26 protein-coding genes, 1 tRNA gene and 1 other RNA gene are annotated in these 25,826 nt (G+C 70.2%); 16 read left to right on the top strand and 12 right to left on the bottom strand.

Annotated elements, in window-relative coordinates:
* Positions 1–112 precede the first annotated feature (112 nt).
* Together ACFYL4_RS20010 and ACFYL4_RS20005 are read right to left on the bottom strand one after the other, a co-directional pair.
* The gene (locus tag ACFYL4_RS20010) at positions 113–2,062 is read right to left on the bottom strand and encodes a heavy metal translocating P-type ATPase (RefSeq protein WP_387519854.1); all 1,950 of its coding nucleotides are present in this window, start codon (positions 2,060–2,062) and stop codon (positions 113–115) included.
* Between the two features lie 344 nt (positions 2,063–2,406).
* Positions 2,407–3,123, bottom strand: a complete 717-nt coding sequence (locus ACFYL4_RS20005) for a phosphatase PAP2 family protein (protein ID WP_387519877.1) — start codon at positions 3,121–3,123, stop codon at positions 2,407–2,409.
* 777 nt (positions 3,124–3,900) lie between these two features.
* Between ACFYL4_RS20005 and ACFYL4_RS20000 the strand changes: the two genes are divergently transcribed.
* From ACFYL4_RS20000 to ACFYL4_RS19950, 11 genes are all read left to right on the top strand, one after another.
* Positions 3,901–4,578, top strand: coding sequence for a GntR family transcriptional regulator (locus ACFYL4_RS20000; protein ID WP_357767683.1), 678 nt, complete (start codon positions 3,901–3,903; stop codon positions 4,576–4,578).
* 508 nt (positions 4,579–5,086) lie between these two features.
* Positions 5,087–6,187: a pyruvate dehydrogenase (acetyl-transferring) E1 component subunit alpha gene (gene pdhA, locus ACFYL4_RS19995; RefSeq protein ID WP_357767686.1), complete on the top strand. Its 1,101-nt coding sequence runs from the start codon at positions 5,087–5,089 to the stop codon at positions 6,185–6,187.
* Between the two features lie 15 nt (positions 6,188–6,202).
* Positions 6,203–7,216: an alpha-ketoacid dehydrogenase subunit beta gene (locus ACFYL4_RS19990; protein ID WP_387519852.1), complete on the top strand. Its 1,014-nt coding sequence runs from the start codon at positions 6,203–6,205 to the stop codon at positions 7,214–7,216.
* Between the two features lie 12 nt (positions 7,217–7,228).
* Positions 7,229–8,497, top strand: a complete 1,269-nt coding sequence (locus tag ACFYL4_RS19985; protein ID WP_387519850.1) for a dihydrolipoamide acetyltransferase family protein — start codon at positions 7,229–7,231, stop codon at positions 8,495–8,497.
* A 209-nt stretch (positions 8,498–8,706) separates the two neighbouring features.
* Entirely contained in the window at positions 8,707–8,907 is a 201-nt protein-coding gene (locus ACFYL4_RS19980; protein ID WP_387519848.1) for a hypothetical protein, read from the top strand.
* 3 nt (positions 8,908–8,910) lie between these two features.
* Positions 8,911–9,465, top strand: a complete 555-nt coding sequence (locus ACFYL4_RS19975) for a DUF6879 family protein (protein WP_387519846.1) — start codon at positions 8,911–8,913, stop codon at positions 9,463–9,465.
* Positions 9,466–10,305 carry a helix-turn-helix domain-containing protein gene (locus tag ACFYL4_RS19970; RefSeq protein WP_387519844.1) on the top strand — a complete coding sequence of 280 codons (840 nt, stop codon included), beginning with the start codon at positions 9,466–9,468 and terminating at the stop codon, positions 10,303–10,305. It abuts the gene before it with no gap.
* 126 nt (positions 10,306–10,431) lie between these two features.
* Complete coding sequence (locus tag ACFYL4_RS19965) at positions 10,432–10,938, top strand: DUF397 domain-containing protein (RefSeq protein ID WP_387519842.1); 507 nt, start codon at positions 10,432–10,434, stop codon at positions 10,936–10,938.
* A 4-nt stretch (positions 10,939–10,942) separates the two neighbouring features.
* Positions 10,943–12,037, top strand: a complete 1,095-nt coding sequence (locus ACFYL4_RS19960) for an rRNA adenine N-6-methyltransferase family protein (protein WP_387519841.1) — start codon at positions 10,943–10,945, stop codon at positions 12,035–12,037.
* Between the two features lie 151 nt (positions 12,038–12,188).
* The gene (locus ACFYL4_RS19955) at positions 12,189–12,725 is read left to right on the top strand and encodes a DUF6879 family protein (protein ID WP_387519839.1); all 537 of its coding nucleotides are present in this window, start codon (positions 12,189–12,191) and stop codon (positions 12,723–12,725) included.
* Positions 12,726–12,788: 63 nt separating this feature from the next.
* The gene (locus tag ACFYL4_RS19950; RefSeq protein ID WP_357769870.1) at positions 12,789–13,175 is read left to right on the top strand and encodes a DUF952 domain-containing protein; all 387 of its coding nucleotides are present in this window, start codon (positions 12,789–12,791) and stop codon (positions 13,173–13,175) included.
* A gap of 86 nt (positions 13,176–13,261) precedes the next feature.
* Here ACFYL4_RS19950 and ACFYL4_RS19945 read toward each other — a convergent pair whose 3' ends face one another.
* Entirely contained in the window at positions 13,262–13,645 is a 384-nt protein-coding gene (locus ACFYL4_RS19945; RefSeq protein ID WP_357769872.1) for a PLD nuclease N-terminal domain-containing protein, read from the bottom strand.
* 352 nt (positions 13,646–13,997) lie between these two features.
* Between ACFYL4_RS19945 and ACFYL4_RS19940 the strand changes: the two genes are divergently transcribed.
* Complete coding sequence (locus ACFYL4_RS19940) at positions 13,998–14,723, top strand: GntR family transcriptional regulator (RefSeq protein WP_357769874.1); 726 nt, start codon at positions 13,998–14,000, stop codon at positions 14,721–14,723.
* A gap of 105 nt (positions 14,724–14,828) precedes the next feature.
* Here ACFYL4_RS19940 and ACFYL4_RS19935 read toward each other — a convergent pair whose 3' ends face one another.
* The 5 genes from ACFYL4_RS19935 to ACFYL4_RS19915 all read right to left on the bottom strand — a co-directional run bounded on the left by ACFYL4_RS19935 (position 14,829) and on the right by ACFYL4_RS19915 (position 18,995).
* Positions 14,829–15,890 (bottom strand): aspartate-semialdehyde dehydrogenase, encoded by a 1,062-nt coding sequence (locus tag ACFYL4_RS19935; protein WP_357769876.1) that lies wholly within the window; start codon positions 15,888–15,890, stop codon positions 14,829–14,831.
* Complete coding sequence (locus tag ACFYL4_RS19930) at positions 15,887–17,158, bottom strand: aspartate kinase (protein ID WP_387519836.1); 1,272 nt, start codon at positions 17,156–17,158, stop codon at positions 15,887–15,889. Before ACFYL4_RS19930 ends, ACFYL4_RS19935 begins: the two co-directional genes overlap by 4 nt.
* A gap of 180 nt (positions 17,159–17,338) precedes the next feature.
* Positions 17,339–17,938 carry a recombination mediator RecR gene (gene recR, locus ACFYL4_RS19925; protein WP_304077270.1) on the bottom strand — a complete coding sequence of 200 codons (600 nt, stop codon included), beginning with the start codon at positions 17,936–17,938 and terminating at the stop codon, positions 17,339–17,341.
* Between the two features lie 254 nt (positions 17,939–18,192).
* A complete protein-coding gene (locus ACFYL4_RS19920) occupies positions 18,193–18,540 on the bottom strand; it encodes a YbaB/EbfC family nucleoid-associated protein (protein WP_357769882.1) in 348 nt (115 codons plus the stop codon).
* A 59-nt stretch (positions 18,541–18,599) separates the two neighbouring features.
* Complete coding sequence (locus ACFYL4_RS19915) at positions 18,600–18,995, bottom strand: MerR family transcriptional regulator (RefSeq protein ID WP_357769880.1); 396 nt, start codon at positions 18,993–18,995, stop codon at positions 18,600–18,602.
* A gap of 79 nt (positions 18,996–19,074) precedes the next feature.
* Between ACFYL4_RS19915 and ACFYL4_RS19910 the strand changes: the two genes are divergently transcribed.
* Together ACFYL4_RS19910 and ACFYL4_RS19905 are read left to right on the top strand one after the other, a co-directional pair.
* Entirely contained in the window at positions 19,075–20,211 is a 1,137-nt protein-coding gene (locus tag ACFYL4_RS19910; protein ID WP_387519834.1) for an alkene reductase, read from the top strand.
* Between the two features lie 134 nt (positions 20,212–20,345).
* Positions 20,346–21,590 (top strand): methyltransferase domain-containing protein, encoded by a 1,245-nt coding sequence (locus tag ACFYL4_RS19905; protein WP_387519875.1) that lies wholly within the window; start codon positions 20,346–20,348, stop codon positions 21,588–21,590.
* A 49-nt stretch (positions 21,591–21,639) separates the two neighbouring features.
* On the opposite strand, the gene ACFYL4_RS19900 is transcribed toward ACFYL4_RS19905, so the two are convergent.
* Positions 21,640–21,837: a DUF6243 family protein gene (locus ACFYL4_RS19900; protein ID WP_357769159.1), complete on the bottom strand. Its 198-nt coding sequence runs from the start codon at positions 21,835–21,837 to the stop codon at positions 21,640–21,642.
* 122 nt (positions 21,838–21,959) lie between these two features.
* Here ACFYL4_RS19900 and ACFYL4_RS19895 point away from each other — a divergent pair, with 122 nt between their 5' ends.
* On the top strand, positions 21,960–22,571 hold the full coding sequence (locus tag ACFYL4_RS19895) for a TetR/AcrR family transcriptional regulator (protein ID WP_357769160.1): 612 nt from the start codon (positions 21,960–21,962) through the stop codon (positions 22,569–22,571).
* 87 nt (positions 22,572–22,658) lie between these two features.
* Here the strand turns inward: ACFYL4_RS19895 and ACFYL4_RS19890 are convergent, their stop codons facing one another.
* Both ACFYL4_RS19890 and ffs read right to left on the bottom strand, forming a co-directional pair.
* Positions 22,659–24,971, bottom strand: a complete 2,313-nt coding sequence (locus ACFYL4_RS19890; RefSeq protein WP_387519832.1) for a DNA polymerase III subunit gamma and tau — start codon at positions 24,969–24,971, stop codon at positions 22,659–22,661.
* Positions 24,972–25,092: 121 nt separating this feature from the next.
* Positions 25,093–25,188: signal recognition particle sRNA small type (ffs, locus tag ACFYL4_RS19885), an RNA gene on the bottom strand.
* 130 nt (positions 25,189–25,318) lie between these two features.
* On the opposite strand from ffs, the gene ACFYL4_RS19880 reads away from it, so the two are divergent.
* Positions 25,319–25,406, top strand: a tRNA-Ser gene (locus ACFYL4_RS19880).
* Between the two features lie 94 nt (positions 25,407–25,500).
* On the opposite strand, the gene ACFYL4_RS19875 is transcribed toward ACFYL4_RS19880, so the two are convergent.
* Positions 25,501–25,794 carry a putative quinol monooxygenase gene (locus tag ACFYL4_RS19875; protein ID WP_387519830.1) on the bottom strand — a complete coding sequence of 98 codons (294 nt, stop codon included), beginning with the start codon at positions 25,792–25,794 and terminating at the stop codon, positions 25,501–25,503.
* Between the last annotated feature and the right edge of the window lie 32 nt (positions 25,795–25,826).

The following is a 25,826-nucleotide window of genomic DNA, read 5'->3' as shown; positions in this document are numbered from 1 at the left end:
CCCAATGGTGACACCCGGTTCCCCGTAGGTCCAGACCACCACGGCCACCCGTGCTGCCGCCCAGGTGGACACGTGGGCCCCGAGACGGGGCGCGGTCCGACAACGGCGCCGCTCAGTCGGCCGGACGCAGGTCCAACCTCCGGAGCAGCTGGGCGTTGAGCGCCACGATGATCGTGGACAGGCTCATCAGCACGGCACCCACCGCCGGAGCCAGCACGAGACCGACCGGGGCGAGCACCCCGGCGGCCAGCGGCACCGCGACGACGTTGTACCCGGCGGCCCACACCAGGTTCTGGATCATCTTGCGGTACCCGGCCCGCGACAGCCTCCGCACGGACACCACCCCGCGCGGGTCGTCGGAGGCCAGCACCACCCCGGCGGACTCGATCGCGACGTCGGTCCCCGCGCCGATCGCGATACCCACGTCCGCGCGGGCCAGGGCGGGCGCGTCGTTGACCCCGTCGCCCACCATGGCGACCCGGTGCCCCCGGCCCTGGAGGTCGCGCACCACCGCGTCCTTCTGGTCCGGCAGCACCTGGGCGAACACCTCGTCCAGGCCGAGTTCGGCGGCCACGGCGTCGGCGACGTTGCGAGCGTCCCCGGTCACCATCGCCACACGCACCCCCTGCGCCTGGAGCTGGCGGACCGCCGACGCGGACTCCGGGCGGACCTCGTCGGCCAGGGACAGCGCACCGACCACGGCACCGTCCACCAGCAGGTGCAGCACCGTGGCTCCCCGGTCGCGCCAGGAGCCGGTGCGTTCCGCGAGTTCAGCGGGTTCGGCGGCTCCCAGGGACTCCAGGAGCGCGGGCCCGCCCACATGGGCCTCGGTCCCGTCGACGACGGCCCGCACCCCGTGCCCGGTGAGGGAGCGGAAGCCCGAGGCCTCGGGTACCGGGCCCGCCTCTCGGGCGGCCCGGACGATCGCCCTGGCCAGCGGGTGTTCGGAGTCGGCCTCGACCGCGCCGGCCCACGCCAGGACCCGCCCGGGGGACCATCCGCTGGCGGCGGCGGTGTCGCCGACCGCCGGGGCGCCCTTGGTGAGGGTTCCGGTCTTGTCGAAGAGCACGGTGTCGACGAGCCGGGTGCGCTCCAGGGCCAGCCGGTCCTTGACCAGGATGCCGTTGCGCGCCGACAGGGTCGTGGAGATCGCGATGACCAGCGGGATGGCCAGCCCCAGAGCATGGGGGCAGGGGATGACCAACACGGTGACGGTCCGTTCGACCGCCTGGCTGCCCTCGCCGAGGACCAGCCCCCACACGGTCGCGGTGGCCGCGGCGGCGACCAGGGCGAACCAGAACAGCAGAGCGGCCGCGCGGTCGGCCAGCGCCTGCGAACGCGACCCCGATTCCTGAGCCTCGCTGACCAGGCGTTGGATACCGGCCAGGGTGGTGTCGTCGCCGACCGCGTCCACCCGCACCCGCAGCGAGGAGTCGGTGGCGACCGTCCCGGCGACCACCCGGTCGCCCTCGGTACGGGTGACGGTGCGGGACTCGCCGGTGATCATGGACTCGTCGACGGCCGCGGAGCCCCGCACGACCGTCCCGTCGGCGGGGACCCGGCCGCCGGAGCGGACCAGGGCGGTGTCCCCGGTGCGGAGTTCGGCGGCGGGGACCTCCTCGACCCCGCCGTCGGGGTCGACGCGTTCGGCCCGGTCCGGGAGCAGGGCGGCCAGCGCCTCCAACGCCCCGGAGGCCTGCCCGAGGGCGCGCATCTCCAGCCAGTGACCGAGGAGCATCACCACGACCAGCAGGACCAGTTCCCACCAGAAGTCGAGCTCCATGCCGACCACGCCGAAGGTGGACAGCAGGCTCGCCCCGAAGGCCACGGTGATCGCCATCGCGACCAGGGTCATCATGCCGGGCCTGCGGTCGCGCAGTTCGCCGGGGACCCCGGCGAGGAAGGGCCATCCGCCGTAGAGGAAGACGACGGTGCCCAGGAGCGGGGGGACCCAGGTCAGGGCGTCGGGAACCTGGTAGCCGAACCATCCGGAGATCATGTGGCTGGTGAACACCACGGGGACGCTCAGCAGCAGGCTCCACCAGAACCGGGTGCGGAACACGGCCGCGTGGTCGCCGTGCCCGGAGTGGCCTCCCCCTCCCCCGTGGCCGCTCTTGCCCCCATGGCCATCGTGTTCCCCGTGCCCGGAGTGACCTCCGTGGCCACCGTGTTCCCCGTGGCTGCCGCTGTCGCCTTGTTGACCCGTCGTCATGTCGACCCCCTTCGGCTCCGAGCCTGCACGCCCGACGCCTCCGAACGACGGAGGCCGCGCACGTGCGCGCGCCCCCCGTCGGCAAACATACCCCATAGGGGTATATCCCACCAGGTCCGAACACGCGAAACGCCCGCCGGGTGTCCGACGGGCGTTCCGTTGTCCAGGCCGCTGGGAACCGCTCGCGCCGATCCCTAGGAGGCGGTCTCGGTGTCCCTGCCGTACCAGGGCCACCACTGCACGGTGTGGCCGTGCGGGATCATCCGGTCCAGGCGGATCGTCAGCCTGAGCGCGAACCCGCCCGCGATCATCCCGGCCACCAGGTCGGTGAACCAGTGGAAGTGCAGGTAGATCGAGACGGTCGACTGGAGGAGCGCGATACCCACGATGCAGTAGGCCAGCCGCCGGATGATGTGCGGCCGGGCCGCGCCGAACCTGATGATGAGGAACAGCACCAGCCCGTAGATAAGGATCGCGTTGGCCCCGTGCCCGGAGGGGAAGGCCACGTTGCCCGCCCCCGCGAAGAAGTCCGGGTCGTAGTACTTGGCGTGCCCCCGGTTGAACAGCAGCTTCATCACGGAGACCAGCGACATCATCCCGAAGACGCCACCCGCACCCAGGATGATCGGGCGCCAGCTGCGGTGCCAGTAGGCCAGCTGGAGGGTGGTCACGCCCAGCACCGGCAGGGCGACGTAACGGGAGGCCACGTTGTCCGGCCAGAAGATCAGCGGCTCGCGCAGTGTGTCCCAGTAGGGGCGGGGCAGCTCGTTGAGGAAGTTGTCCACCGGATGGAGGGGGCCCGCCGCCAGCATCGTCATGACGATGAGCGCGACGAAGAGCATGATCGCGATGCGGTCGGAGGCCAGCCCCCACGCGATCTCGCTCACGCTCGGCCACCTGACCGCGCGCACGACGGGCGGCCCCGGCGCGAGCTTCCTGCTCCGCACCACGGGGATCGGGCCGCTGTAGGGCCCCGGGTCCGGCTTGCGCCGTTCCGGGTCGTGTGGCGTTGTCAACTGTCTGGACCGCGCGTGCCGGGTCCGTGAGGATTGCGTCATGTGCTCAGTGCTGTCTCACACGTCGTGGGCTCGCCTGTGGCACTGCTTGAGGCGTGGGGGACGGGCTAGCCGCGGTTGTTGGGACTGATCCTGACGTCCCCGGAGCCGACACGGAGTGTTGGTGACGTACCGGGGTCCTACCCCTTACACCCCGTTCGACGGTCGAACCTTCGGACTGGTTCACGGTGGTCGTGACCGGCCGCCGGACAGGCTCGACGTCCAGGGAACGGAACTGGTCGACAGTGGCGTCTGTGGGCGCTCGTTACCGCAGTTGCTTCGGTCAGCGCGGGTCAGGGCGCTCTCGTCGGGCCATCACCGTGACGTGGGTAACTCTCCGTACGGCTTTGGGTGGATATTGCCAACACGCGAGCCTACCCGGACGGTTGCCCTCATTGGTGGTTTCCCGGCCCAAGTGTGACCCTTCCACCTCGCACTTTGCCCGAAGCCCACGTGGACGACCGGTCCGCTTCACCCGTGCGCGACCCGTTCGTGAGGCTTCCGTTAGCGCTTCGAGGCCGAGCGTGCGGCAGACCCGCGCGCGTGTGGCAGGCTTCAAGGAGCTTGTCAGACGCTGGAGTGTGTCGGCGCGTGTGCTGGTCGCGCACGGGTCGGAAGACGGAAGGGCCCTGGATGGTCGACCTCCCACAGTTGCCGGACGACCCCTCAAAGCTGGCCCGCGAGCCGCTGAGGGAGCAGATCCGGCAGGTACTGGTCGAGGGTCTGCTGTCCGGACGGTGGCAGCCCGGCGAACGCATCGTGGAGCGCAGGATCGCCACGGAGCTGAAGGTCAGCCAGGCGCCGGTCCGAGAGGCGCTCCGCGAGCTGGAGACGCTGCGGCTCATCGAGACCGTGCCGAACAAGGGGGCCCGGGTCAGGGCGTTCGGTGTCCAGGACATGGCGGAGATCTACCCCGTCCGCGCCGGTCTAGAGCTGGTGGCCGCACAGTTGGCCGCGCCGCGCCTGGCCGAGGACGCCTCCGTGCTGGAACGCGAGGTGGAGGCGCTCAAACGCGCGACCGCCGAGGGGAACGTCACCGAGCAGATCCGGCACAGCGTGGAGTTCCACCGCGAGGTGGTGCGGGCGGCCGACAACAGCGTGCTGCTGCACACCTGGGAGTCCCTGGGCGTCGAGGTGTGGACGGCGTTGTCGGTGCGCTGGCTCGACATGGAGCTGCACGCCAAGGCCGCCGACCACGCGCAGATCACCCGGGCGTTCCGCGAGGGCGACCCGGCCGTGGGGCAGATGCTCAGCGACCACGTCATGAACTACGTCGAGGCGGCTCTGCGCACCCACGAGGGCGCCCGCTAGACGCGTTTCCCGCACCCCTCAGGGGTTCCCGCGCTCACGCTCCCTCCGTCCCACACGGACGCTTCCCGCCGTCACCTGGTGGTTTGTACCAGACTTCCGGTTTCTGTCTTAAAGTTGTATTGATCGATCATCGATCAGACCGTAGAGTGTGCGCGACGCACGTCACACCACCACGCGCGTGCCCCCTGGTGGCACGGGGTTGTTCATCCGGCCGGTGAACGAACTCGGCCGACCTCCCGGCGGATGCTTACGGCACCCCAGACCGGGAAGCAATGCCGTCAAGGGTCGCGGCGCGACAACTGCACACGCGACCCGTTTCGCTTCGCGTCCGCACCCGGGCCCCGCCAGGCCCGACCGGACGCGCCCCGCAACAGCCACAGTGTCGCCGCCGATGAGCCCGGCGGCGGCACGCGCCGGGACCACGTATGACAGCGCGGTCCGGGCGGGCCGCGTCATCCGACCCACAGGTCGGCGGCGCGCGGCCTCCGCGCACGTAGAAAGGCACACCATGGCTGACACGGCCAAGCCGAAGGGCGGCACCGCCCGGGCCTCCGCGCCCCGGCGCCGGACCCGGAAGGACACCGGCCTCGGCAACGAGAAGCCCGAGACCCTCCTCGACTACTACCGTCAGATGCTCTTCATCCGACGCTTCGAGGAGCGCACCGGACAGGCCTACACCCAGGCCCGGATCGGCGGATACTGCCACCTCAACCTCGGTGAGGAAGCCACGGTCGTCGGTCTGATGACCGCCCTCCAGGAGCGCGACTACCTGTTCACGAACTACCGTGACCACGGGTACGCGATCGGCAAGGGCATGGACCCCAAGCGGGTCATGGCCGAGCTCTACGGGCGCTCCGACGGCGTCTCCAAGGGCTGGGGCGGCTCGATGCACATGTACGACACCGAGACCCGCATGCTCGGCGGCTACGGCATCGTCGGCGGCCAGCTCCCCCTGGCCACCGGCGCGGCGCTCGCCGTCACCTACCGTGGCGGCGACGAGGTCGTCATGTGCCAGATGGGCGACGGCACCACCAACATCGGCGCCTGGCACGAGTCCCTCAACATCGCCAAGCTGTGGAACCTGCCCGTCGTCTTCGTGGTGATCAACAACTTCACCGGCATGGGCACCACCGTGGAGATGTCCTCCGCCGAGCCCGAGCTGTACAAGCGCGGCGCCGCCTTCCGCATCGAGGGTGAGCGCGTCGACGGCCGCGACGTCCTGGCCGTCCGCGACACCGCCACCCGCCTGGTCGAGCGCGCCCGCGAGGAGCAGACCCCCTTCCTGCTGGAGGCCTGGAGCTACCGGCAGAAGGGCCACTCCGTCGTGGACCCGGCCAAGTACCGCACCGACGAGCAGCGTGACTCGGCCCGCTCCGAGGAGAACGACCCGATCGTGCTCTTCGACGCCCAGCTCACCAAGGCCGGAATCCTCACCGACGACCTGCGCGACGAGATCGCCGCGTCGGTCAAGGCCGAGGTCGCCGAGGCCGCCGACTTCGCGGAGAACAGCCCGAAGCCGGACGTGTCCACGCTCTTCGACTACACCTACGCCACCCCGGTGCCGAACGAGTCGCGGCGTATGCCCGCCGACCCGGTGTTCGCGGAATAGGAAGGAACCACTCACATGTCCGTGATCACCTACCGCCAGGCGCTGCGCGACACCCTGCGCGCCGAGATGCTGCGCGACGAGAACGTCCTCGTGATCGGCGAGGAGATCGGCGTCTTCGAGGGCTCCTACAAGATCACCGAGGGCCTCCTCAAGGAGTTCGGGCCCCGCCGGGTCAAGGACACCCCCATCGCCGAGGAGGGCTTCGTAGGCGCGGCCGTCGGCGCCGCCATGCTGGGCCTGCGCCCGGTCGTCGAGCTCATGACGATCAACTTCTCGCTGATCGCCATCGACCAGATCATCAACCACGCCGCCAAGATCTACGGGATGTTCGGCGGTCAGACCAGCGTCCCCATGGTCATCCGCACCCCCGGCGGCGGCGGCCAGCAGCTCGGCGCGACCCACTCGCAGAACATCGAGCTGTTCTACTCCTTCATCCCCGGCCTCAAGGTGATGGCTCCCAGCACCCCGGCCGAGGCCTCCTCGATGCTGCGCGCCGCCGTCCGCGACGACGACCCGGTCCTGTTCCTGGAGAACCTGGGTCTGTACAACTCCAAGGGCGAGGTGCCCGAGGACTACGCGGAGCCGCAGAACGACGCCATCGCCACCATCGGCCGTGCCGCCGTGACCCGCGAGGGCAGCGACATCACGCTGATCGGCTACTCCCGGATGGCCATGGTCGCCACCCAGGTGGCCGAGAAGCTGGCTGAGGAGGACATCAGCGTCGAGGTCGTGGACCTGCGCAGCCTGCGCCCCCTCGACCGGCAGACCTTCGTGGACTCGGTCAAGAAGACCGGTGCCGCGGTGATCTGTGAGGACGACTGGCTCACCTACGGCATCGGCGCGGAGATCGCCGCGTCGATCCAGGAGGGCGCCTTCGACTACCTGGACGCCCCCGTACGCCGGGTGGCCATGGCCGAGGTCCCCATGCCGTACGCCAAGTCCCTGGAGACCGCCGCCCTGCCGTCGGTCGAGTCGATCAGCACCGCGATCAAGGAAACCCTGAGCGCCGTCGGCAAACGGGTCGGGTAGAGGGAGTAGTCAATGAGCGAGATCCACATGCCGCGCCTCTCCGACACCATGGAGGAGGGCGTCATCTCCACCTGGGTGAAGAAGGTGGGGGACAAGGTCTCCTCCGGTGACGTGCTGGTCGAGATCGAGACCGACAAGGCCGTCATGGAGTTCGAGGCCTACGAGGACGGTTACCTCGTCAAGCAGAACGTCTCCGAGGGCGACACCGTGCCGATCGGCGAGGTCATCGGCTTCATCGCCGACTCGCCGGACGCCGTGCCCGAGGAGTCCGCGGCTCCGGCGGCCCCCGCCGCCGAGGAGAAGGCGGAGCCCGAAGCCGAGGAGCGGCCCGCCGAGGCCGCCGCCCCGGCCGCCCCTGCGGCCGAGGCCCCCTCCGGTGAGCGCCCCCGTACCTCCCCGCTGGCCCGCAGGCTCGCGAAGGAGTACGGCCTGGACATCACCAAGATCCAGGGGTCCGGCCCCAAGGGCCGGATCGTGCGGGCCGACATCGAGGCCGCCGCCAAGGACGGTTCCGCCGCCCCCGCCGCCCCGGCTCCCCAGCCGAGCGCACCGGCGCCCGCCGTCCAGGCCGCCCCGACCCAGGACGACGTCCGGGGTTCGGAGGAGGTCAAGACCAGCAACGTGCGCAAGGTGATCGCGCGCCGTCTGACCGAGAGCAAGCAGACGGTCCCGCACTTCTACCTGCGCCGCTCGATCGACGCCGAGGCCCTCAAGGCCTTCCGCGGCCAGATCAACGAGCAGCTGTCCAGCACGGGTGTGAAGGTCAGCTTCAACGACCTGATCGTGAAGGCCTGCGCGACCGCCCTCAAGCTGCACCCGGAGGTCAACACCTCCTGGATCAACGACACCCTGGTCCAGCACCACCGGATCAACGTCGGTGTGGCCGTCGCCGTGGACGCCGGGCTGGTCGTGCCGGTGCTGCACGACACCGACAAGGCGACCCTGTCGGAGATCTCCACGCGCACCCGTGAGCTCGCCGGCAAGGCCCGGGACAACAAGCTCAAGCCGCAGGAGATGAGCGGCGGTACCTTCAGCGTGTCCAACCTGGGCATGTTCGGTATCGACAGCTTCTCCGCGGTGATCAACCCGCCCGAGGCCGCCATCCTCGCGGTCGGCGCGATGCGCCAGGAGGCCGTGGTCGTGGACGGTGAGGTGGCGGTGCGCAACCGGATCGCCCTGGAGCTGTCAGTCGACCACCGCGCGGTCGACGGTGCCGTGGGCGCGGCGTTCCTGAAGGAGCTCGCCGAGATCCTGGAAGAGCCCATGCGGATCATCCTGTAGCAGTGTGTCAGCGACGCCCCGGCCGGAAGCCCTCCGGCCGGGGCGTTCGTCGTGCGCGGACCGTCCGACCATCTCTCGGTCGGGGCGTTGACGTTTGAGGCCACGCCATGCACTCGTGGCCATATCCGGTCACGCTAGGCGGCTGGTCAACCCCGAGAAGTCATGTGACGATAACAAGAGAATATTCTCGGCTATGAGAGCAGGCGCAGATGCGGATGACCTTCCTGGGTACTGACAGCGAGGACGGCCACTGCCCCACCCTCTACAAGACCGACCGCGGCACCATCGTGGTCCAGGGCTACAAGATCAACGACCCCGAGGCGATGGGCGATGTCCGCGACCTGGCAGAGAACGAAACCCTGGTCGAGATCCCCCGCAAACTCCTGCGATTCGCCACCGAGGACGAGTGACCCATGGCCAGGAGCATCACCAGCGACGAGTTCGCCCAACAGTTCAAGGACTTCAAGCACACGGCCTGGAAGCTGGAGGTCCGCGACCGCTACAACGTCACCAAGGAAGCCTCGGACATCCAACACTTCCTCCGGACAGGTGACCTGGGCCGCAAGGAGAACTTCACCCAGACCTCCACATGGCACAGGAACGTCACCAGCGGCACCGCGGAAGGCAAGGCCTGGCAGCGAGTACGAGTGGTCTCCGAACCCCTGAGCTACTACATCCGTTGGGAACACGCCGTCACCCGGTTCAACATCGAAGCGGGCGAGGACATCCGCTGGCTCCCCAGACACCACCCGGCAGTCCAAGAACTGCCGGACTTCGACTACTGGCTGTTCGACGACTCCTGGGGGTGCCTGCTGCACTTCGATGACGACGACGCCCCCGGCAAGTCCAAGCACATCGACGATCCGGCCACCATCGCCCTCTACCGTCAGTGGCGCGACATCGCCTGGAAGCACGCGATCCCGCACAGCGAGTACGACCCCCAGAGCAGTAAGCGGTTCAATACCTAGGTGACCTACACCATCGAACGCGCCCGGCAGGACCTGGGCAGGCGGCTCCGCGAGATACGCCGGTCAGCTGGACTGACGGGCGTCCAGCTCGCGGAGCAGTTGGCGTGGAGCCAGTCGAAAATCTCCAAGATCGAAACCGGGCGCCAGACCCCTGAGGCAGCCGAGATCGCGCATTGGACCCGGGCCTGCGGCAGAGAGGACGCAACGGCCGACCTCAGCACCCGCCTGAGCGAACTGGAGTCCATGTGGGTCGCGTGGAAGGACCAGCTGCACCAGGGCCACAGCGGCATTCAGGCGAGGATCGCGAGCCAGGAAAAGCACGTCCGGACTTTCCGAGGCTATGAGCCGATGCTCGTTCCCGGCCTGTTCCAGACCCCCGACTACGCACGCGCGGTGCTGGAATCGGCGAGCCGGAAGAACCGATCCGCCTCCGACATTGAGGACGCCGTCCAGCGGCGGATTCAGCGTCAGGACGTCCTCTACCGCCGCGACAAGAGCTTCCGCTACATCGTCGCCGAGGCCGCGCTACACCACAGGCGCGGCGACCGAGAAACGATGACGGCCCAGATGGACCGGCTGATCACATTGAGCAGACTTTCCAACGTCTCCTTCGGAATCATCCCCTTTGACTCTTCCCCCCCGTACCTGCCCAACCATGGTTTCTGGATTCAGGACGAAGCAACGGTGGTCGTCGAAACCATCTCCGCCGAGCTGACCCTCACTCACGACGTCGAGGTCGAGCAGTACCTCCATGTATTCCAGATGGCTTCATCGGGGGCATGCTTCAACGAAAAGGCAAGAGCCCTGCTGGGTAAGGCTGCGAAGCAGAATAGTACGTAACATCCTGAGGACCGCAGACGAGGATGCCAAGGAACATTCCCATTTATGCGGCACACTCTCGACCGCAAGACCCTTGCTCGAATAACTGAGAAGAGTCCAGCACGAACCTTCTCACCCCTAGCTTGAATGAAGCTCGAGAAATATTTCGATAAGTATCTCCAACAGTGCCCTGTTACGTCACACTTGAGACTACCGTGCTGTTCCAGAAACCCCGAGGAGGACGCAATGGGCACCATCATGAACCCAGAAGAGTTCCGTGAGATCTGCGACGACGGCGACTTCTTCACATCCGGTGGCAGCGGCGATGACGGGTGCGTTGAGGCGGCGATCGCCGACCGCATTCCCGACCTCGTCGGACTGCGGGACTGCAAGAACACACGGGGTCCGGTGCTGCTACTCCATCCCTCCGAGTGGGTGACGTTCACCCGGAGTACGGGCTCCCCGGCGTGTCCGACGACATGGACGTCAACCAGCGGCACCCCACTCCGAAGCCAGCCATTCAATCCCTCCGCCGCAGACTGCGACAACTGCCGAGGAAGCGGATGGATCTTCCCTGGCGGGGACGGACAAGGGCCTTGGAAGGACAAAGAGCCCATGCAATGCCCGCTGTGCAAAGGGAAGGGGAGGGTGTAAGGACGTGCCCGACCTCCACCACGCCCACTCCGCCCTGACCGGTCGGCTGGACACCACTGACGCCATCCGGGCCGCTTTCTCGACCCGCCCCCGTCACGAGTACATCCCCGACGTCATCTGGCCCAGCGCGGTCGGTGCGGCACTCGACCGAACCGAAGATCCCGACGGGTGGGCGAGTGCCGTCTACAGCGATGACTACGTCACCACGCAGGCCAACGACGGCAGTGACGGGCCGATGAACACTCCAACGTCGTCGTCTTCCGCGCCCCAGCTCATGGCGGACATGATCCATGCGGCCGGGATCGAACCAGGCATGCGCGTGCTGGAGATCGGGACCGGCACCGGGTGGAACGCCGCCATCCTGGCGTCCCTCGTCGGCCCCGCAGGATCGGTGACGAGCGTGGAGATCGACTCCAACGTGGCCGCCCACGCTCGCGACCGCCTCGCGGGAACCAACGTGAAGGTGGTTACCGGCACTGATCCGGGCGCGTCCGAGGTCTTCGACGCCCTCATCGCCACGTGCGCGGTCCAACGGGTTCCCCTCGCATGGGTGGAACGGGTCGACCGCGATGCCCGACTGGTGGTCCCATGGGCGCCCTACCCCGAGGACGGGCCCACACCCGTCGTCGCCCTGCGCAGGACGGGCCATACCACCGCCAGCGGACCACTGGCCCGTGACGCCTCGTTCATGCGCGACCGCAGCCAGCGCGGGGCCCGGCGCAGATTCCCCGGAACCGGTGAGGAGGCCACCGACCGAGCAGTCTTCCCCGAGGGATCGCGGGACCTCCTCGACAACGACAGGCTGACCCATCTGGTGCTCACCTGCCCGGAGCTGTACATCGCCGTGGGAGGGCGCCCCTGGAAGGGCGGCGCCGTGCCCGTCGTCGCCCTGGGAGAGGACGGCGACTGGGCGCACATCTGGCCGGACGGTTCGGTCACCTGCAACGGCACGAGGGCTCTGACCGTTTTCACGAAGGCGTACACGTTGCTGGAGGCAGCGGGGTGGCCCGGCTTGTGCTCCTTCAACCTGGAGGCCGACGCGCGGAGCGGTGTCCACTCCATCCGCTCCAGCCTGGGTACATGGAGGCACCCGGTGTAGGGCCACGCGACCGAGGCCGCCCGCCTGCCCCCGGACCAGGGCAGCACGTGAGGTGTTCAGCAGTCGCTCGGACCGCGTCGGCGGGGGTACCCGGACACCCACGCCATCGAACTCGCTCCATGGAGAGTTTCAGACAGCAGGAGGAAACCCGTTGAACAGGTTCATCGAACCCGGGCCGGAGTTCGGGGAGCTCTTCGGCTCCTTCAAGCACACGGCCTTCCGCCTGGAAGCCCGCGACCACTACGGCGCACCGCATGAACGGGCGTCTCTCCGCAAGTTCCTCGCCGGAGAACCCGACGACCTCCCCTGGATGCGGAGTTGGCTCGACATGATCAGGAAGGCCACTGCGGCGGGGCGCCGGTTCTCCCGGGTTCGTGTGGTGACCGTCCCTCTCACCGACTACAGCCGCTTCGGGGTGTGGTGCGCCCAATTCACCAACGGCGCGGGCGAGGACATCCGCTATCTCGAACGGGTCCAGGCCGAAACGGCGGGTCTACCTCAGCACGACTACTGGCTGTTCGACTCGCACACCCTGCTCAAGATGCACTTCGACGACTCCGACATCTTCCTCGGCGGCGAGATCATCGAGGACCCCGATGTGATCGCCCAGCACAACCACTGGCGCGACACCGCCTGGAAGCACGCCTCCAGACGGGACGACTTCGCCAACGGCCGACAGCCGGGGTAGGCCGCGCCCGACGCGCACGTGGCGGCCCGGCGGGGCGGGGGTCGAACGTGTACCGTCCGGTGCATGGCTCACATCCTGCATCTCACCGAACTCTCGCGCTGGCGTTCCGGCGGGAACGTCGAGGCCGAGTCCCTGCTTACCGAGGGGTTCCTGCACGCCTCCCCGGACGAGGCCACCATGCTGGCGGTCGCCAACGCCCTCTACTCCGCTGCGGAGCAGGCGCTGGTCGTGCTGGTGGTGAACACCGGGAAGGTGGACGCCGAGGTGCGGTGGGAGGCGGCCGCACCGGCCCCGCCGCCCGGTGTGGACGCCGGGGTCCTGTTCCCCCACGTCTACGGACCGATCCCCCGGGCCGCCGTGACCGGGCTGCGGCGTCTGGTCCGGGGACCCGGCGGCCGGTACACGGCCCTGGAGACCGTCATGGAGCCGGGCCCCTGCTTCCAGGCCTGACGTCGACGTGTCGACACGTCGATCTGTCCACAGGCTGTGGACAACACGAAGGGGCCCCAGATGACCCGGGGCCCCTTCGCTCGTGCTCAGGCGTTGCCGAGGCCGGTCTGGTCGGGAGGGATGTTGCTGTGCTGCCCGACGCTTCCCGGCACGGTGTGCCGAGCCCTCCCCTTGTCGATGCCGAGGAAGCGGTTGAGGTGCCCCTTCTTGCCCACCACGAACCAGGCGACGGCGCCGAACAGCGGGAACCAGAGGATGAAGATGATCCACAGGAGCTTGCCCCCACCGGACGTGTCGCTGTTGATCAGGGTCGAGACGATCGCGACGATCACCAGCACGGCGATCGCGAGGAACACGAGACCGATGAGGACCCCGGTGATACCGCTCATCCAGGCGACGGCGCGGCCACCCTCGTACGACATCTGCGAGAGGTCCGCTCGATCGGCCAGCACCGACAGGTTCGTGATCATGACTCCCCCAAGCAAGAAGTGACTGTCTAGTTACATAGGGTAGTAATTCGCGGCTGCCAGTCACGTACATTCCGACGTTTTCGGGCGTTTCCCGGCAACGGCTCAGGCGCCTCCGATTCCGTGGTGAGGCCATCCCAGCCGTGACTACTTTCGGGTAGCGCCCCCCACCAGGCCTTCCCACTGCTTTACTGGAACCATGGGCGAGCTTCGGCGAACTGGCAGGTCCACTCCCTCCCTCCGGCCCGGCGTCGGTACCGACCACGGTGACGGCACGGCCCCCCTCCACCACCGACCCGCACGCCTGGCGAGAGCCACTCCTCCGACCAGGGACGCGACAGAGGTCGGGTGAGCGGTGTCCAGGCAACCTCGCTACCTCTGGCTGGCCGACCAGCTCCGTGAACCGATCCTCAACGGCGAGATCACCCCGGGCACCCGCCTCCCCTCCCGCACCCGTCTGGCCCGCTCCTACCGGGTCAGCGAACAGATCTCCCGCACCGCGCTGCGCCTCCTGGTCACCGAGGGCCTCGTGGAGGCCCGGCCGGGCTCCGGCTACTTCGTGCGGACCGCCCCGGAGACCTTCCGGCTGTCCAGGACCGACGCCACCTCCGGCTCCGGCCTGGGTCAACTGACCCGCGAGAACGTCCGTACCGAACAGGAGCGCTGTACGGCGCCCCTGAGCACCCGGCTCCGGCTCCGCGACGGCGACCCCGTGTACCGCACCACCTCGCGGGGGCTCTCCGCCGACCGGCCGGTCACCCTGCACCGGTCCTGGGAACCGGCGATCCTCACCGCGGGCACCCTGCGCACGCCGTTCGACGCCACCGAGACCGGCACCCTCGAACGCCTGGGCGCCGCCGGGTTCCCCGTCGACCGGGTGGTGGAGGAGGTCGGCGTCCGCGCCCTGCGCGACGCCGAGGCCGCACTCCTGGACTCCGCCCCGGGTGTCCAGGTGCTGGTCGTCGAACGCACCCACTACTGCGGCGAACGCCCGGTCGAGACCTCCGACCTCATCGGATCGGTGGAGCAGTGTCGACTTCTCTACAAGTTGTCCCTCGCCCGCCCCCGGAGCCGCAGGTAGCCCGGGGCGTACACGACGAAGGGCGGTGGCCCGCCCCCTCGGTGGGAGGGAACGGACCACCGCCCCGGTGTCGTCGTCCCGGACCGGAGCCCGGTGACGTGCGCGCTAGGCCTGGGTGAACTCCTTGGCGACGACCTCGGCGATCTGCGCGGTGTTCAGCGCGGCGCCCTTGCGCAGGTTGTCCCCGCACAGGAACAGGTCGAGCGAGGTCGGGTCGTCGATCGACTGCCGGATGCGGCCGACCCAGGTCGGGTCGGTGCCCACGACGTCGTTCGGGGTCGGGAACTCGCCGTTGGCGGGGTCGTCCAGGACCTTGACGCCCTCGGCGCCGCCCAGCAGCTCACGGGCGGCGTCGGCGGTGACCTCGTTGTCGAAGGTCGCGTGGACCACCAGTGAGTGCGTGGTGATGACCGGCACCCGCACGCAGGTCGCGGAGACCTTCAGCTCCGGAAGCCCCAGGATCTTGCGGGACTCGTTGCGGACCTTCAGCTCCTCCGAGGACCAACCGTCGTCCTTGAGCGAACCCGCCCACGGCACGACGTTGTAGGCCAGCGGCGCCGGGAACGGGCCGAGCTCGTCGACGGCCGCGCGCATGTCGCCCGCGCTGTCGCCGAGGGCGCGGTCCCCGCCCGCCTTGGCCATCTGGTCGCGCAGGACGTCGATGCCCTCCTGGCCGGCGCCGGAGGCGGCCTGGTAGGAGGAGACCACGAGCTCCTTGACGCCGTAGGTCCGGTGCAGGGCACCGATCGCCACGATCATCGACAGGGTGGTGCAGTTCGGGTTCGAGATGATGCCGCGCGGACGGTTGCGCACCTGGTCCGCGTTGACCTCGGGAACCACCAGCGGGACGTCGGGGTCCAGGCGGAACGCACCGGAGTTGTCGACGGCCACGGCACCGCGGGCGGCGGCGATCGGGGCCCACTCCTTGGAGACCTCGTCCGGAACGTCGAACATGGCGACGTCCACACCGTCGAAGACCTCGGGGGCCAGCGCCTGCACGACGACGTCCTCGCCGCGCACGCTCAGGACCTTGCCCGCGCTGCGCGCCGAGGCGACCAGCCGGATCTCGCCCCACACGTTCTCACGCTGGGTGAGGATGTCGAGCATGACGGTGCCGACGGCGCCGGTGGCGCCGACGATGGCCAGGGTGGGGAGACGGTTGCTCATCGGCCGGTACCTCCGTAGACGACAGCCTCGACCTGGTCGGCGTCGAGCTGGAACTCGCTGTGCGCGGCCTGGACCGCCGCGTCGACCTGGTCCTCCTCGACGATCACCGAGATGCGGATCTCCGAGGTGGAGATCATCTCGACGTTGGTGCCGGAGGAGGCGATCGCGTCGAAGAAGCGGGCGGTGACGCCCGGGTACGAGCGCATGCCCGCGCCGATCAGCGAGACCTTCCCGATCTTGTCGTCGTAGCGCAGGGAGTCGTAGCCGACCTTCTCCTGGACCTTCTTCAGGGCGGCGACCGCCACCTTGCCGAAGTCCTTGGGGACGGTGAACGAGATGTCCGTGCGGGAGGTGGAGACCGCCGACACGTTCTGCACGATCATGTCGATGTTGATCTCGGCCTCGGCGAGCGCCTTGAAGATGGTCGCGGCCTCACCGACCTTGTCGGGGACACCGACGACGGTGATCTTGGCTTCGCTCCGGTCGTGGGAGACCCCGGAGATGATCGGCTGTTCCATGCCTTCGCTTTCCTCGACTTCCGAAACGATCCACGTTCCGGGCTTCTGGCTGAACGACGAACGGACGTGCAGGGGAATGTTGTACTGGCGCGCGTACTCGACGCAGCGCAGATGCAGGATCTTCGTGCCGCTCGCGGCCATCTCCAGCATCTCCTCGTAGGAGATCTGGGGGATGCGCTGTGCGGAGGGAACGACGCGCGGGTCGGCGGTGAACACGCCGTCCACGTCGCTGTAGATCTCGCAGGCGTCGGCGTTGAGCGCGCCCGCGAGGGCGACGGCGGTGGTGTCGGAACCGCCACGACCCAGGGAGGTGATGTCCTTAGTGTCCTGGGAGACGCCCTGGAACCCGGCCACGATGCAGATCGCGCCCTCACCGATGGCCTCCTGGATACGGCCGGGGGTCACGTCGATGATCTTGGCGTTGCCGTGCAGCGACGTGGTGATGACCCCGGCCTGGGAGCCGGTGAAGGATCGGGCCTCGTAGCCCAGGTTCTCGATGGCCATCGCCACGAGGGCCATCGACATGCGCTCGCCCGCGGTGACGAGCATGTCGAGCTCGCGTGCGGGGGGCATCGGGGAGACCTGTTCGGCCAGGTCCAGCAGTTCGTCGGTCGTGTCGCCCATGGCCGAGACCACGACCACGACGTCATGTCCCGCCTTTTTCTGAGCCACGATCCTTTGGGCTACTCGCTTGATGGCTTCCGCGTCAGCCACGGAAGACCCACCGTACTTCTGCACGATTAGGGCCACGATCGATGCTCCTGAGGAGTTGGGATCAAGACAATTAACAATGGAGTGTAGCCAGGGACGCACACGGCACCCCGCCCGACCTGCGGAGGGAGGGCGTGGCGTCTTGACACACCGATGTTCGGGGCTACCCGCCAGAGCGGAGGTTACTCATATTTCGGCCCGATTACGGGGAAGTGTGAGCTAGAACTCCAGGCTGCGGCGGCCTTCGAAGGCTCGCCCGAGAGTGACCTCGTCGGCGTATTCGAGGTCGCCGCCGACGGGGAGCCCGCTGGCCAGCCGGGTGACTTTCAGGCCCATGGGTTTGACCAGCCGCGCCAGGTAGGTCGCGGTGGCCTCCCCTTCCAGGTTCGGGTCGGTCGCCAGGATCAGCTCGGTGACCTGGCCGTCGGCCAGGCGGGTCATGAGCTCCTTGACCCGGAGGTCGTCGGGGCCCACACCCTCGATGGGGCTGATGGCTCCCCCGAGCACGTGGTAGCGACCACGGAACTCGCGGGTGCGTTCGATGGCGACGACGTCCTTGGACTCCTCGACGACGCAGATGACGGCGGCGTCGCGGCGGGCGTCACGGCAGATACGGCACTCGGTCTCTTCGGCGACGTTGCCGCAGATCGAGCAGAAGCGCACCCGCTCCTTGACCTCGACGAGTGCGTTGACCAGGCGTTTGACGTCCGCGTGTTCGGCGGACAGCAGGTGGAAGGCGATGCGTTGCGCGCTCTTCGGACCGACGCCGGGCAGTCGCCCCAGCTCGTCGATCAGATTCTGTACCGCGCCCTCGTACATGCCTACCCACTCGGTCGGAACCGGGCCAGGGGCCCGGCGGGGCCACTCCTGGCCCTCCCCCACCGTATCGGGGGGCGGTGACCTCTCGCGACCGTGCCCGGGTCGTGGTCCGTTCCGTGTCGCCGAGGCAGGCCGGGTGCCGCCACCCGGTGCCGCTGGGGCAGCCGGACGGCGGCACGGCGACGCGGTGGCCGGTGGCCGCGAGGAACGGGCCGCCTCACCCTGGGGCCCGTCATCCGCGCGGCGAGACCTCCCTAGAAGCCGGGCAGGCCGGGCATGCCGCCGGGCATCCCGCCGCCGCCCAGGCCCTGGGCCAGCGGCCCCATCTTCTCCTGCTGGAGGCGCTCCACCTGGGCCTCGGCGTCACGGATGGCCGCGAGGACCAGGTCGGCCACGGTCTGTGCCGTCTCCTCGGCGTCGGCGGGGTCCACCGCCTTGGGGTCGACGGTGATGTCCTCCACCTGCCCGCGACCGCTGAGCTTGACCTCGACCAGGCCGCCGCCGGAGGTGCCCACGACCTCGGCCTCCTCCAGGGCCTGCTGGGCCTGGGCCAGCTGCTGCTGCATCTGCTGGGCCTGCTGGAGCAGGGCCTGCATGTCCATTCCGCCAGGGTTCACGGCCGTCTCCTCGCCGCACGCGTGGTGCTGTTCATCGCTTCGTGTCACTTGTCTGTGAGGGTAACCGGTCCGACCGGGGCTCCTCGGACGTCCGTCCCCCCGGACTCCGCGATGACCTGGTCCAGGGCCTCGCGGGTGCGTTCCAGCCCGTGGATCGCCCCGGACACCCGCTCGCGCTCGGCACGGAGCCAGTCGAGCAGGTCGGGGGCGGGCTCGCCGCGTTCCCGGGCGTACACGCAGGGCAGCAGGTCGCGGATGGTCTCCGTGCTGAGCCCGGCGCCGAGCAGGCACTGGACGCGGTCGACGCGGTCCACGGCGTCCTCGCCGTACTCGCGGTGCCCGCCGGCGGTGCGCTCCGACGCGAGCAGGCCCCGCTCCTCGTAGTAGCGCAGCGAGCGGGGGCTGACCCCGCTCCGCGCGGACAGCTCTCCGATGCGCACGGCGTCTCCGTTTCCGGTGGTGTGACCCTGGACACGAACCCTTGAATCTGACACTGATGTCAGATTCTACGCTCTGGTCATGGACAACGCGATGAACGGCACCCAGCCCCTGCTCGACACCTACCGGCTCGGACGACTCCACCTGCCCAACCGGGTGGTCATGGCTCCGATGACCCGCCTGCGCGCGGACCGGGACGGGGTACCCGGGGACCTCATGGCCGACTACTACGCCCAGCGCGCCGGAGCCGGGCTGATCGTCTCCGAGGGGATCGCGCCCGACGTCCCCGGGCAGCAGTTCCTCGTCGAACCGGGCCTGTACACACAGGCGCAGGTGCGGGGGTGGCGGCGGGTCACCGACGCGGTCCACGCGGCGGGCGGGCGGATCTTCGCCCAGATCATGCACGCGGGGCGGGGCGGCCACCCGGCCAACCGGCCCGACGGCGGCACGCCCGTGGCCCCCTCGGCGGTGTCCCGGACCGACCTGGTCCACACGCTGGACGGCAAGGTGGAGCCGGTCACGCCGCGCGCGATGACCGTCGCGGAGATCACCGCCACCGTGGCCGCGTACGCCGAGGCGGCCAGGTCCGCCCTGCTGGCCGGGTTCGACGGGGTGGAGATCCACGGGGCCAACGGGTACCTGCCGCACCAGTTCCTCGCCGACAACACGAACCTGCGCACGGACTCCTACGGCGGCGGCGTCGCCGGGAGGATTCGCTTCCCCGTGGAGGTCACCGAGGCGGTGGCGGACGCCGTCGGCGCGGACCGGGTGGGTCTGCGGCTCTCCCCCGGCAACAGCCAGTTCGAGATGGTGGAACGCGACCCGGGCCCGGTCTACCGGGAGCTACTGCGCCAGCTGGCGCCGCTCGGGCTGGCCTACCTGCACGTCACCGACGACCCGGTCCACCCGGCGCTGGACGAGGCCCGCAGGGACTGGACCGGAACGCTGGTGGGCAACACCGGCGAGCACGCGCCGACCACCCCGGAGTCCGCCGCCGCCCTGATCGCCGAGGGGCGCGCCGACCTCGTGTCCGTGGGCCGGGCCTTCATCTCCAACCCGGACGCGGTCGAGCGGGTCGCGGCCGGGGTCCCGTGGGCGCCGATCAGGGAGAAGGACTTCCACTACACGTCCGGGGCCCGGGGCTACGTCGACTACCCCCGGCACGACGAGGGGGCGGAGCCCCGGGGCGAGGGGCTCTTGGCCGCACCATTGACCTGATTTCACCAGGCAAAAACTCGAAGAGTAGCGCGTTGGTCACCATGGGTTGAAAAGATGTCCGGCGGGGCCCCGCCGGCTGTTCTCGGCGGCCGGGTCCCCGAGAACAGCCGGACCACCAGGGGACTGAGGACGTGTTGACCGCCAGAGAGCGCAACTCGGCTCTGATCGAGGCGATAATCGCGGACGGCACGCTGACCGACGCCGCACTCGTCGAGGCCTTCCGTGCCGTGCCCCGCCACCTGTTCATCCCGGAACGCGGCGCGCTGACCCCCGGCGGGGACGCGCTGGACGCCGCGGGCAACCCGGACCGCTGGCTGGCCGCCGTCTACACGGACAACGCCATCGTCACCCGGGTCGAGGGAGCGCCCGTCCCGAGGCAGCGCGGGGGCGACCGGGACCCCGCGACCTCGTGCAGCTCCGCCCCCACCGTGCTCGCCCGGATGCTGGAGATGGCCGGGCTCGCGAACGGGCAGCGGGTGCTGGAGGTGGGCACCGGGACGGGGTGGAACACGGCCCTTCTCGCGCACCGGCTCGGCGACGCGGCGGTCACCTCGGTGGAGATCGACGAGCGGCTGCTGCTGGCGGCCCGGTCCGCGCTCCGGGAGGCGCGCCTGTCCCCCGACACACGGCTGGCCGACGGTGTCGACGGCTGCGCGGAGGCCGCGCCCTTCGACCGGATCATCAGCACGTGCGGGGTGCGCGGCGTTCCGGCGGCCTGGCTCGACCAGCTCGCCGAGGGCGGACTCATCGTGTGCCCGTGGGGTCTGCTGGAGAGCGCCGGAGTCCTCATGAGCCTGGCGGCGGTGGAGGCGGTCGGGGCCGACGCGGCCGGGGGCCGGGCCGACGCAGCCGGGGGTCAGGGCGACGCGTCCGCCGGGAACACCGGCGGCTCCGGAGCTCGCGCCGGGCTCCGGGCGGTGGGGCGGTTCCGCGGCGGTGTGGGCTTCGTACCGCTGCGCACGCCCGGCTCGGACGCGCCCCCGGTCCAGGACTCCGGCCAGCAGCCGGACGAGTACCGCCTCATCCAGGCCGATCCGATCGCCCCGATGCTGGCCTTCTCCTCGGCCTTCGCGGTCTCGGTGATGGTCCCCGGGTGGCGGATGCGGCGGCGCTGGATCGGCACCGGGTCGGGTCTGTGGCTGTGCGACGGTCGCGGCGGGTCGTGGGTGCGCATCTACCCCTACGGCGCCTCGTGGATGGTCGAGCAGGGCGGGCCCAGGAGTATCTGGGACGAGGTGGAGGAGGCCCTGGCCCTCTGGTCCCGCCTGGGAGAACCGGCTCCGGACCGGTTCGGCCTGGCGGTGGACACCGACGGGGGCCACCGGGTGTGGCTGGACGCGCCGGACGGGCGGTCCTGGCCGGTCGGTCCACCGGGGTGAACCGGCGTCGGCCCCCGACCGCATCGCGGCGGGGGCCGACGGCGCCTGGTCACGACCGACGGGCGGCGTCCCCGGAGTCCGGGGCGGCGTGCTTCTCACGCAGTCGGCGCAGGAGTTCCTGCTTCTGCTCGCGCGCGGTGTCGCTGGGCCCGCCCTTGGTACCGCCCTTGCCGCCTCGGAGCGCGGTGCGGGACACGGTGGTGCGCTGACCACCCATCCCGAGGAGGTTGTCACTGTTCTTGGCCATGGCCGTTGACTCCTCTCGTCATCAGGCGGACAAGACGTGTCGCCTCGTTCAAGCCGTCGATCCCGATGTTACCCGTGACGAGACGATACGTCTCGTCCTTTTCGAGCGGTTACCGTGGAGACATGGCCGACAACACCGATGAACGGAACCGGCGGACCCCGGACCCCCGTCGCCGCAGTCAACGCGCGCGCAACGCGATCGTCGACGCGGCCGAGGAGCTGCTCGGCGAGGTCGGGTACTCCCGGCTCACCATGGAGGCCATCGCCGCCCGCGCCCGGGTGGGCAAACAGACGATCTACCGCTGGTGGCCGTCCAAGGCCGCCGTCGTCTTCGACGTCTTCACCCGGTTGACCGGGGCCGAGGCCGGACAGCCGCTGCCCGACACCGGGGACCTCGCCGCCGACCTCAAGACCGTACTGCGCGCCACCGCCGACGAGTTCTCCGACCCCGCGATGGACCGGACCACCCGGGCCTTCACCGCCGAGGTCCAGCACGACGAGGAGTTCGCGCGGGCCGTCACCGAACAGCTGGTGCGACCCAACTGCGAAGCGGTCAAGGACCGGCTGCGTTCGGGTCAGGCCGCGGGACAGCTCGCCCCGGACGCCGACCTCGACCTCGCCGTGGAGATGCTCAACGGCCCGGTCAACCACCGATGGCTGCTGCGCACGGCGCCGATCACCCACGAGTTCGTGGACCGGGTCGTGGACACCGTCCTGCGCGGTCTGCGCCCCTGACGGCCCGGGCCCCCGCCCGGGCGGTGACGCCCCGGGCGCGCCGCCGGGGTGCCCTCGCCTGGCCGCCCTCGCGTGGCGGCGGAGGGCCTACACGTCGGGGGCCGCGCCGTGCTCGATCTCTTCGAGGAGCTTGCCGCCGAGTTCGGTCTCGATGAGCCCGGCGCCCCGGCCCGGGGAGACCGGAGCGGAGGAACCCGCACCGCCGGTCGCGCCGCCGCCGGTCGCGCCGCCACGGGTCGCGCCGCCAGGGGTCTGGCCCGGGGGCGTGGACCGGTTCGGGGTGACGGCCGCGCGCTCGGCGGCCCCGGACTCCGGAGCACCCGTCCCGGTCCGCTTCGGCTGCGACGACCGCTGGGCGGGGCGGCCGAAACCGCCGTCGTCCGGCGGCGGGGCGGCGGCACCGTCCTCGTACGGGTCGGGCGGCGGCTCCTGGAGTCCGGTGACGATACGGTCCGGCGGCGGTCCGGCCGGACGTGCCTCGGCCCCGGGAGCCCCCTGCGCGGGCTCGGGCGCGGGCTCGGCGGCCGGAGCCGGTGCGGGGGCGTCCCACCCGGCGGGCTCGGCGGCGGCCTGCGGTGCGGGGGCGGCCGGAGCTGGTGCGGCCGGGGTGGGCTCGGCGCGCCGCTGGGGCGCCGGGGCCGGGCCCCCACCGCTCGCCGGGGCCACCCGGACCTCGATCCCGAGGACCTGCTGGATGGCTCCGGCCACGACCTGGTCACTGCCGCTGTTGCTGAAGCCCTTGGCCTCGTTGGGCTTGTTGAAGCGCAGCAGCACGCTGTTGCCCTCGACACCGACCGGCTGGACGTCGCTGCCGGCCAGGACCATCCAGGTGAACCGGCGGCGGCCCTTGACCGCCTCCAGGATCTGCTGCCAGGCGCCCTGGACACGGCCCAGGTCGAGCCCGCCCCCGCCCGTGGCGGGGGCCGACCTCGGGGCCGGCTCGGGAGCACCGCGCGGCGGGGCGTCCCACCCTGCGGGCTCGGCGGCGGCCTGCGGGGCCGGAGCCGGGGCGGGCTCCGGAGCGCTCGGACGTTCGACGGCCCGGGGCGCGGGTTCGGGAGCCGCCTGGGCCTCAGCGGCCTGCCGAACCGGAGGCTGGGCCGTGGCCTGCGGGGCCGGGCCTTGCTGAACCGGACCCTGCTGAGCCGGACCCTGCTGAACCGGGGCGGCCGCCGGGGCCGGGTCGGGCGCCACCGGAGCGGCCCCCCGCGCGGGCGCGGCCGGGGCCACCGCGCCGGAGGCCAGGCGGCGCTCCATCTGCTCCACCCGGGCCAGCAGCGCCGTGCCCTGGTCGCCGTCGGCGGCGGGCAGCAGGATGCGCGAACACATGAGCTCCAGCAGCAGCCGGGGCGCGGTCGCGCCGCGCATCTCGGTCAGCCCCTGGTTGAGGATCTCCGCAGCCCGGGAGAGCGTGGCCGGACCCAACCGGGCGGCCTGGTCCCGCATCTGTTCCACGGACTCTGGCGAGACGTTCACCAGGCCCTTGTCGAGGGCGTCCGGGACGGCGGCCAGCACCACCAGGTCGCGGAAGCGCTCCAGCAGGTCCGTGGTGAAGCGGCGCGGGTCGTGCCCGCCCTCGACCACCCGGTCGACCAGGCCGAACGCGGCGGCCCCGTCGCGGGCGCCCAGGGCGTCGACCATCTCGCCGAGCAGGCTGGAGTCGGTGTAGCCAAGCAGGGAGACGGCGCCCTCACGGGTGATGCCGCCCTCGTCCGACCCGGCGATGAGCTGGTCCAGGACCGACAGGGTGTCACGGGCGGAACCGGCGCCCGCGCGCACGACCAGGGGCAGGGCCGACGGGTCGTAGGAGACCTCCTCCTGCTTGAGGAGGTCCTCCATGAGCTCCCGGAGGGTGCTCGGCGGGATGAGCCGGAAGGGGTAGTGGTGGGTGCGGGAGCGGATCGTGCCGATGACCTTCTCGGGCTCGGTCGTCGCGAACACGAACTTCAGGTGCGGCGGGGGTTCCTCCACCAGCTTGAGGAGCGCGTTGAAACCCTCGCGGGTCACCATGTGCGCCTCGTCGATGATGTAGATCTTGTAGCGCGAGTTCACCGGCGAGAAGAAGGCGCGTTCGCGCAGGTCGCGGGCGTCGTCGACACCACCGTGGGAGGCGGCGTCGATCTCGATCACGTCGATGCTGCCGCCGCCGTCGGGGGCGAGCGCCACACAGGAGTCGCAGGTGCCGCAGGGGTCGGGGGTCGGGCCCTGCTCGCAGTTGAGGGACCGGGCGAGGATGCGCGCGCTGGTGGTCTTGCCGCAGCCGCGGGGACCGCTGAAGAGATAGGCGTGGTTGATGCGCCCGCTGCGCAACGCCTGGCGCAGCGGGTCGGTCACGTGCTCCTGGCCGCGCACCTCACCGAACGTCGCGGGACGGTACTTGCGGTACAGCGCGATGCTCACGGTGTGATCACTCCCCTGGGTCCCTGCCTCGGTCCCATTCAACCCGCTGGCGGTGACAACTCGCACGTGGTCGGGGAAACCGGGAAGGGGGCGGCGCTGGGGCGAGGTTCCCCCAGAAACAAGAAAGGACCCCCCGCGCACCCGCCAGAGCCCACTTATCCTTGCTGCCTTCCGGCCCTGGGGAGGTTCATAGGGTGACGCCGCACGAGGGGTCTGCCCCGAGTGTATCCGAACCCGGGACCCCCGCAACCCGCCCCGCTCACCCCCGTACGGCCCGCTGCGGGCACGCCTCCGAGCGCCCCGGAGCCCGTTCGAACCACTGCCGTGGAGCCTGTAGAGTTGTCCACGGAGGATTCGCCTAGTGGCCTAGGGCGCACGCTTGGAAAGCGTGTTGAGGGCAACCTCTCAGGGGTTCGAATCCCCTATCCTCCGCCACAGAAGCGAGGGCCCCGACCGGGAGACCGGTCGGGGCCCTCGTCGTTTCCACCCCCTTCCGCGCCGGGGGACGCGGTGAGACCGGACGGCCCCGTCAGTCGAAGGGCGGTCCGGTGTGCGAGACCAGGTGCTTGAGTACCTGGTCGTTCTCGATCTCGATGGGCACCGAGGGGCTCGGCGCCATCGCCCGGAAGGCGTCGAGGGCCTCCCGCGACTCCCAGTGCTCGAAGTTGTTCACCCGCCCCGGTTCGATCGGGTCGGGGGAGATGGACAGGTCGAGGCAGCCCGGTTGGCTGCGAGCGGCCTCCACGACGGGACGGAGTCCCTCGACGAAGCGGTCCCTGTCCTTGGGGTCCACGTACAACTTGCCGGCGACGATGACCGTCACGCCGACCTCCCTCTCTCGTTCGTCCCCTGGGG

The sequence above is a fragment of the Nocardiopsis sp. NPDC006938 genome, from assembly GCF_042869555.1.
In the GTDB taxonomy this organism is placed as follows: domain Bacteria; phylum Actinomycetota; class Actinomycetes; order Streptosporangiales; family Streptosporangiaceae; genus Nocardiopsis.
This window is presented reverse-complemented; position numbering and strand designations above follow the sequence as displayed.